The 8,054-nt window shown below is 49.5% G+C and carries 5 protein-coding genes; 2 read left to right on the top strand and 3 right to left on the bottom strand.

Annotated elements, in window-relative coordinates; genetic code table 11:
• Positions 1-84: 84 nt before the first annotated feature.
• Entirely contained in the window at positions 85-909 is an 825-nt protein-coding gene (locus DWX84_RS01790) for a hypothetical protein (RefSeq protein WP_011966674.1), read from the bottom strand.
• 88 nt (positions 910-997) lie between these two features.
• Between DWX84_RS01790 and DWX84_RS01795 the strand changes: the two genes are divergently transcribed.
• Complete coding sequence (locus DWX84_RS01795) at positions 998-2,428, top strand: CCA tRNA nucleotidyltransferase (RefSeq protein ID WP_005854484.1); 1,431 nt, start codon at positions 998-1,000, stop codon at positions 2,426-2,428.
• A gap of 129 nt (positions 2,429-2,557) precedes the next feature.
• On the opposite strand, the gene DWX84_RS01800 is transcribed toward DWX84_RS01795, so the two are convergent.
• Entirely contained in the window at positions 2,558-4,771 is a 2,214-nt protein-coding gene (locus DWX84_RS01800; protein ID WP_008780065.1) for a bifunctional (p)ppGpp synthetase/guanosine-3',5'-bis(diphosphate) 3'-pyrophosphohydrolase, read from the bottom strand.
• A gap of 176 nt (positions 4,772-4,947) precedes the next feature.
• Between DWX84_RS01800 and DWX84_RS01805 the strand changes: the two genes are divergently transcribed.
• The gene (locus DWX84_RS01805; RefSeq protein ID WP_005854486.1) at positions 4,948-6,468 is read left to right on the top strand and encodes a DUF4301 family protein; all 1,521 of its coding nucleotides are present in this window, start codon (positions 4,948-4,950) and stop codon (positions 6,466-6,468) included.
• 48 nt (positions 6,469-6,516) lie between these two features.
• Here the strand turns inward: DWX84_RS01805 and DWX84_RS01810 are convergent, their stop codons facing one another.
• On the bottom strand, positions 6,517-7,830 hold the full coding sequence (locus tag DWX84_RS01810; protein ID WP_011966673.1) for a Gfo/Idh/MocA family protein: 1,314 nt from the start codon (positions 7,828-7,830) through the stop codon (positions 6,517-6,519).
• Positions 7,831-8,054 lie beyond the last annotated feature (224 nt).

Here is an 8,054-nt window from a genome sequence, read left to right on the forward strand (position 1 = left end):
GTCTGTATACTAACGCCGGGATTCCTACTGTATGGTAGGGATCCCGGTGCTTTTTTATAGGTAGGCCATTTGTATGGAGGGATTCTACTCCTCCAGTTTATTCTTTAGATAAGCGATCTTCTTCTCTGATTTCTCTTTCAAGGTGTTCATGCTCTTGATATCGCTTAATACGGTGGCGAGGTTGAAGGTGTTGACGATCGCTTTCTTGTCGGCGTCCGCCATATATATAATGTAAGGCTTGCCTCCCGTGTATTCCACCTTGATCCGCTCTTTCTCGTTATCGTAGATGAACTTGACGGCATCGACGCAGTGCTCCCCCTTGTAGGTCACTACCTCCGTGGTGCTTCCCATATCCTTGAAGCGGTAATTCAGTCCGCCGTCGTACGGGATGGAAGCGGTCTCGGCGAATTGGCCGTCTTTCAGGCTCAGCTTGATTCCCGTATGCTCGATGGGGCGTCCGCCGTAATATACGCTGGCCAGATACATCTCGCCCTCCTCGTTCACGCCGCAACGTACGTAACAACGTTGCACGTTGCGCTCGATCGTCTGCTGTTTCCAGATATAATTGCCGATTTCCTCGTAAACGGAATCCTTCTCGAAAGCGAAGCCTTTCTTCAATCCCTCTACTTCCTCCAGCTTGATCGGGAGTAAGCTGTCGCAGAAAGCGATATTGCGCTCCGCCTCCTTTACTTCTACTTGGCGCATAAGCGTTAATCCCTGCTTCAGTACCTTTACTTCCTTGGGATAGAGCGCCCGGATACTGTCTATCTCGTTCTTCGCCCCGAAAAACTCGTTATTCTCGTACATGGCCCGGGCCTTGTCCAAACGGGCCTGAGCTGCTTTCTCATCTCCGTTACAGCCCGTTAAAATGGCGGCAATGAGCGTTATACAGATCGCTAACTTTTTCATATCTTTCTCGTTCAATGTATTTGATACCGCAAAAGTACATGAAATTTGATTATCTTTGCGCTCTTTATTGGATTTGGAATACATAAATATGTATATAAACGAGGAAGAGATAGTAAATCATATATCCGCGAAGCCTTTCCATTTGATATCGGAGGCGGCGGAAGAGCTAGGTGTTGAGGTATATGTAATAGGCGGATATGTGCGGGATATTTTCTTGAACCGCCCATCCAAGGATATAGACGTGGTAGCGGTTGGCAGCGGTATCGAGTTGGCCAAACGGGTGGCCAAGAAGATCGGGCGTGGCGCTTATCTTTCCGTCTTCAAGAATTTCGGGACGGCGCAGGTGAAAGCCGGCGATCTGGAGCTGGAATTCGTGGGGGCAAGGAAAGAATCCTACAGCCATGACAGCCGTAAGCCAGTCGTGGAAGATGGCACTTTGGAGGATGACCAGAACCGCCGCGATTTCACGATCAACGCTTTAGCCCTTTGCCTGAATAAGGAGCGTTACGGAGAATTGGTCGATCCCTTCGGCGGGTTGGAGGATATGGACGAGCTTACGATCCGTACGCCTTTAGACCCGGATGTTACTTTCAGCGATGATCCGCTCCGGATGATGCGCGCGGTTCGTTTCGCCACTCAATTAGGTTTCTTTATCGATCCCGATACCTTCGACGCCATCATCCGTAACCGGGAGCGTATCTCCATCATCTCCAAGGAGCGTATCGTGGATGAGCTGAACAAGATCGTCCTCTCGCCAAAGCCCTCTATCGGTTTCGACTTGCTGGATAAATGCGGCTTATTGCCATTGATTTTCCCCGAGCTTTGCGCCTTGAAGGGCGTGGAGACCAAGGAGGGGATCGGGCATAAGGATAATTTCGCCCATACCTTGATGGTGCTGGATCGTTTGAGCAAGACTTCCGATAATCTATGGCTGCGTTGGAGCGCCCTCTTCCACGATATTGCCAAGCCTGCCACGAAGCGTTTCGACCCTCGCTTGGGATGGACGTTCCATAATCATAATTTTATCGGCGAACGGATGATCCCCGGTATTTTCAGGAAGATGAAACTCCCGATGAATGAGAAGATGAAGTACGTGCAGAAGATGGTAAGCCTGCATATGCGTCCGATCGCCTTGTCGGACGATGAGGTGACGGATTCGGCGATCCGCCGTCTGCTGTTTGACGCGGGAGATGATATCGACGATTTGATGAAACTGTGCGAGGCCGATATCACGAGCAAGAACCCGGAGAAGGTTCGCCGTTTCTTGAACAATTTCCGTAAGGTGCGCGAGAAGCTGGCCGATATAGAGGAAAAAGACCGTGTCCGTAACTTCCAGCCCCCGGTATCCGGCGAGGAGATTATGGAGACGTTTGGCTTGGCTCCCTCCAAGCCTGTCGGCGTGCTGAAAGAGGCGATCAAGAACGCCATCCTCGACGGCGTGATCCCGAACGAGTATGAGGCGGCCCGTCAATTCCTTATACAACGTGCGGAGAAGATGGGGCTGAAGCCGATTCTGTGATCCGGGTATAGTCACAAGGCCCAGTCTTACAGTTGGCCCAGTCCCCTGTACGAAGTACTGCGGTACTTCCTAGAGGGTACTGTAGTACTTCGTACAGAGTACTACGGTACTTCGTGCACAGTACACTGTCTAAGAATTTAATCGCTCTACCGCTTTCACGCCGTTTACCGCCTTGATCTTTTTCGTCAGCAAGTTTAACGCGGTCGTATCTCTTACCAATACGGTAAAGTTACCTTGGAATAATCCGTCTACCGAGTTGATGTTTAAGGAGCGAAGCGTGACGTTCGATTCTTTTCCGATCACGGAGGTGATGTTGGTGACGATCGCTATATCGTCCCGTCCGATCACCCGCAACGTAACCGTATAGCCATTGTCTCCCTTGCCACTCCATTTCGCGCGGATGATCCGGTAACCGAAGCGGCTGAACATCTCTTGGGCGTTCGGGCAATCCATACGGTGGATCTTGATACCCTGCGTGGAGACGAAACCGAAAACCTCGTCGCCATAAATCGGGTTGCAGCATTTGGCGAGTTTATATTCGATACCCGTCAGGTTCTTGTCGATCACCAAGACATCCTTGTTCGTCGATATCTCCTCCACCGGAGTCATCGTCACGAATTCCTCTGCGCTACGCACCTCGGTACGCTCGTTCGTCTCCGTCTCCTTGCGGAAAGCCTCCAGATATTCGTCGATTACTTGGTTGGGATCGAGGCGTTCCTCGGCGATCTCGATGTAGAAGTCCGTGACGGTCTTGAATCCTTTCTTCTTGATATAGCGCATCATGGTTGGCTCGTCCATGTCGATCTTCCGGTTCTTGAAGCGGCGCTGCAACATCTCTTTGGCGAATTCCACGGCCTTCACCGTCTCCTCCTTCAAGGCCTGCTTGATCTTCACACGGGCCTTGGAGGTGACGACGAAGTTCAGCCAATCCCGCTTCGGGCTTTGGGCGGGCGACGTGATGACGGATACGCTATCGCCGTTGTTCAAGGTGTATTTGATCGGAACGTTCTTACCGTTCACTTTCGCCGACACGCATTTGCTTCCTAGCTTCGTGTGGATGGCAAAGGCGAAATCGAGGACCGTCGCTCCCTTGGCCAGCTTGATAAGCTCGCCGGTAGGCGTGAAGACGTAGATCTCATCCTTATATAGATCCATCTTGAAATCCTGCATCAAGTCGAGCGGATTATTCTCCTTGGCCTCCAAGGCGGCACGTACGGTATTCAAGAACTCGTCTAGCCCGCTCTCTGCTTTCACGCCCTTGTATTTCCAATGCGCCGCTAGGCCTCGCTCGGCGATCTCATCCATCCGCCTCGTACGGATCTGCACCTCTACCCATTTATTTTGAGGCCCCATAACCGTGATGTGCAAGCTCTCGTAACCATTGCTCTTCGGAATAGAGATCCAGTCCTTCATACGCTTCGGGTTGGGCTGGTACATATCGGTGACGATGGAGTAGACTTGCCAGCATTCCGAGCGTTCCTTCTCCAGCGGCGTATCCAATACGATCCGGATAGCGAAAAGATCGTAGATACCCTCGAATTCCACCTGCTGCTTTTTCAGCTTGTTATTAATGGAATGTATGGATTTGGTACGCCCCTTGATATCGAACTTGAATCCTGCCGCTGCCAGCTTCCGCTTGATCGGGGCGATGAACTCGGCGATATAAGCGTCACGGGAACGTTTCGTCTCATTCAGTTTCCGTTTGATGAAGTCATACTGTTTCCTGTCCGTGTATTTCAGGGAAAGGTCTTCCAGCTCGCTCTTGATCGTATATAAGCCCAACCGGTGGGCGAGGGGAGCGTACAAATAAGAGGCCTCGGTAGCCAGTCGGATACGATCATCCTCTTGCATCTGTTTTCCCATACGCATGAGGCAGAGGCGGTCGGCGATCATAAGCAAGATCACACGTACGTCCTCGGCGAACGAGAAAAGCAAATGATGGAAATTCTCCGAGTTGACGGCGGTGTTCCGGGCATACAAGTCGGAGGTCTTCAAGAGGCGACGGATGATCAAGGTCACGTCCGCCCCGAATTTCTGCTCCACTTCCTCTATCGTGATCGCCTTCTTCAATACCGGGCGGTATAATAGAAGGGCGATGACCGAGGTACGTTTCAAGCCAATCTCCAAGGTGGCGATCAAGGCCGTGTCAATATTTCGCAATAAACCGTTGATACCATTCTTATCCCTGCCGTAGCAATCGAGGGCGACAACCCGCTTCATCAGCTCCTTCATCTTCCGGATATCTTCCCTCTCGAGGAAAGAGTAAAGGTTTCGTAACAGGAGCCTGTATTTGGAGAAGAACAGCTTCTTTTCCTCAGACGTAAAGAATCCAATTGTATCCATAGTTATATCATTTTTATTGCCCGGTTGAGGACAAACCGCAAAACATGCTGTAAAAATACTTTTTTCTATGGAATTTCAACATGTATCTTGCGGTTATTTTATACATTTGCGATACACATAGCGCATAAGTGCCCTGTGGTGTTACTGATGAGATTATTCACATTAAATACTATACTATGTTAAACGCAAACGATTTAGAACAGCTGAAAGCCAAAGGAATCAGCGAAAAACAGATTGAAGAGCAACTCGCTTGCTTCGTAAAAGGTTTCCCTTTCCTTGAGATAGCGGCCTCCGCTTCGGTAGAAAAAGGTATTATGGTAATATCTAAAGAGGAACAGGCTTCTTATATGGATGCTTGGGACGCTTATCTGGCTAAAAACAAGAAAATCGTAAAATTCGTACCTGCCTCCGGCGCTGCTAGCCGTATGTTTAAGAATCTGTACGAGTTCCTTTCTGCGGATTATAAGGAACCGATGAACGCTTTCGAGAAGAAATTCTTTAGCGAGATCGAGAAATTCGCTTTCTATAAGGCTTTGGACAAGAAGTGCGTGGAGAATACAGGGAAAGATATTCCTGCGTTGGTAGCCTTGGGCGAGTACAAGGAGGTGGTATCCAATTTATTGGAGCCGAAAGGCTTGAATTACGGACAGCTACCGAAAGGCTTGTTGCTTTTCCATAAATATGCCGATACGGTTCGTACGGCGATGGAAGAACATTTGGCCGAAGGCGCCATGTACGCCAAGAATAACGCCGGCGAGGTGAATATCCATTTCACGGTATCTCCGGAGCATCAGGCTTTATTCGAGCAATTGGTTGCCGATAAATCTGGCGAGTACGAGGAGAAGTTCTCTGTGAAATACGATGTCTCTTTCAGTATCCAGAAACCGAGTACTGATACGGTAGCGGCCGCTATGGATAACACGCCGTTCCGCGATAAGAATGATAAGTTATTGTTCCGTCCGGGTGGGCATGGAGCCTTGATCGAGAATTTGAACGATGTGGATGCCGACGTGGTATTTATCAAGAATATAGATAACGTGGTTCCGGATAGCTTCAAATGCTCTACGGTTATCTACAAGAAGGTGATCGCCGGTGTCTTGGTAACATTGCAGGAGAAAGCCTTCAGATATCTGGAACAGATCGAGACCGGCAAATATACCCATGCCGAGGTAGAGGAGATGATTCATTTCTTGCAAGACGACCTATGTATCAAGAACCCGGATACGAAATTACTGGAAGACGCCGAGTTAATCCTGTATATCAAGAGCAAACTGCTTCGCCCGTTGCGTGTATGCGGTATGGTGAAGAATGTGGGCGAGCCGGGTGGCGGTCCGTTCCTTGCGGTGAATCCGGACGGTACGGTTTCCTTGCAGGTGCTTGAAAGCTCTCAGATCGATATGAGCGATCCGGCTAAGAAGGCGATGTTTGAGAAGGGTACTCACTTTAATCCCGTGGATTTGGTTTGCGCAGTTAAGAATCACAAGGGAGAGAAATACAACTTGCCGGATTACGTGGATAAGAATACGGGCTTCATCTCTTATAAGAGCAAGGATGGCCGCGAATTGAAAGCGCTGGAATTGCCGGGCTTGTGGAACGGTGCCATGAGCGACTGGAACACGGTATTCGTAGAAGTTCCTATCGAGACATTCAACCCCGTGAAGACGGTGAACGACCTGTTACGCCCCGAACATCAATAAATACCCAGTTGTAGAGACGGGGCGTGCCCCGTCCCTACAACTAGATCCTTATATTTTCGGTAATTCCCACGGTGCCCTGTATTCCTTGCACAATAGTTTATCCGCCTCCGTATCATGGAAACTCTTTCCATCCCACGATAATTTCTTACCCGTGCGATAGGCTATATTCCCTAATTGGGAGAACTTGGCGATATGCGCCCCGATCTCTACGCTGGCATTGCAATTCCGGTTCCGGCTCTTGATACATTCCAAATGATTCTTCGCATGCAAATTCAAGCCACCCTCTCCGTATGACTTCTTCAAGGGAACAGCCTCCATGCGGGCCTGTCCGTTTACCTTTTCCGGAATAACCTCCCAGCCGCCACGATCGATCACCAAGGTACCGTTCTCGCCAACGAATCCTAGGCCATGATTCCGTCCGTAGGCCCCGTCGTCAATGCCGATCGCATGATCCCACATAACGGTGAAGTCCTTGAATGTATAAATGGTTTGCAATAAGTCCGGGGTCTCGCAAGCGTCATCCGGATAACCAAATTTACCTCCGGAAGCCATGATAGACTCCGGTGCGGTGACGTTCATGCCATACAATGCGTAATCCAGTAAATGTACGCCCCAGTCCGTCATCAAACCTCCCGCATAATCCCAGAACCAACGGAATGTGAAATGAAAACGGTTCCGATTGAACGGACGTTTCGGGGCCGGCCCCAGCCACATATCATAGTCCACTCCGGCGGGCACCGCCTCGTCCGGCTTGACGGGGATAGAGGGGCACCAACCTTGATAAGAGAATACACGTACGGTGCGTATCTTACCCAGCTGTCCGCTATGTACGAATTGCATGGCGTCCTGCCAATGCGGATCGCTACGTTGCCATTGGCCTACCTGCACGACCCGGTTGTATTTCTGCGCCGCCCGTACCATGATGTTACATTCCTCGATACTATTTCCCAGCGGTTTCTCACAATACACATCCTTCCCGGCTTGGCAAGCGGATACCATTTGCAGGCAGTGCCAATGATCGGGAGTACCTACGATTACGAGATCGATATCCTTATTGTCTATCAATTTACGCCAGTCTTTATATAAATGCTTTACTTTCTTCCCGGTGATCTTCTCGGTCTCTGCCGCCCGATTATTCAATACGTTCTCGTCAATATCCGACAAGGCGATACACTCTACTTCCGGATTACGAAGGAACGCTTTCAGGTCTTCGAATCCCATGCCGTTACATCCGATAAGCCCGACGCCTATCTTATCGTTTGCGCCCACACCAGCGCTCCCGGCTTTAATGAAAAAAGGACTGATGGTAAGTCCGGCACCGAGCAAAGCGGTCTGCCGGAGAAAATCTCTTCGAGTTGTCATGGTATTACTATTGATTTAAAGTATTTGCAATATTAAGCGAAATCCTTTACAATCGCAAATGATAATAGCTTTTTGACATGATACAGATTTACTTCACACGCAATTAACAATTAAAAGAACGTGTGTAAGATGTCAAACAAAGCAAGAGAACGTAAAAGTTACAGCATGGAGTTCAAGCTCCGTATGCTGAAGGAGTATTATGAGAGTGGCTCAACCAAGTACAG

The organism is Parabacteroides sp. AF21-43 (assembly GCF_003635435.1).
GTDB lineage: Bacteria > Bacteroidota > Bacteroidia > Bacteroidales > Tannerellaceae > Parabacteroides > Parabacteroides distasonis.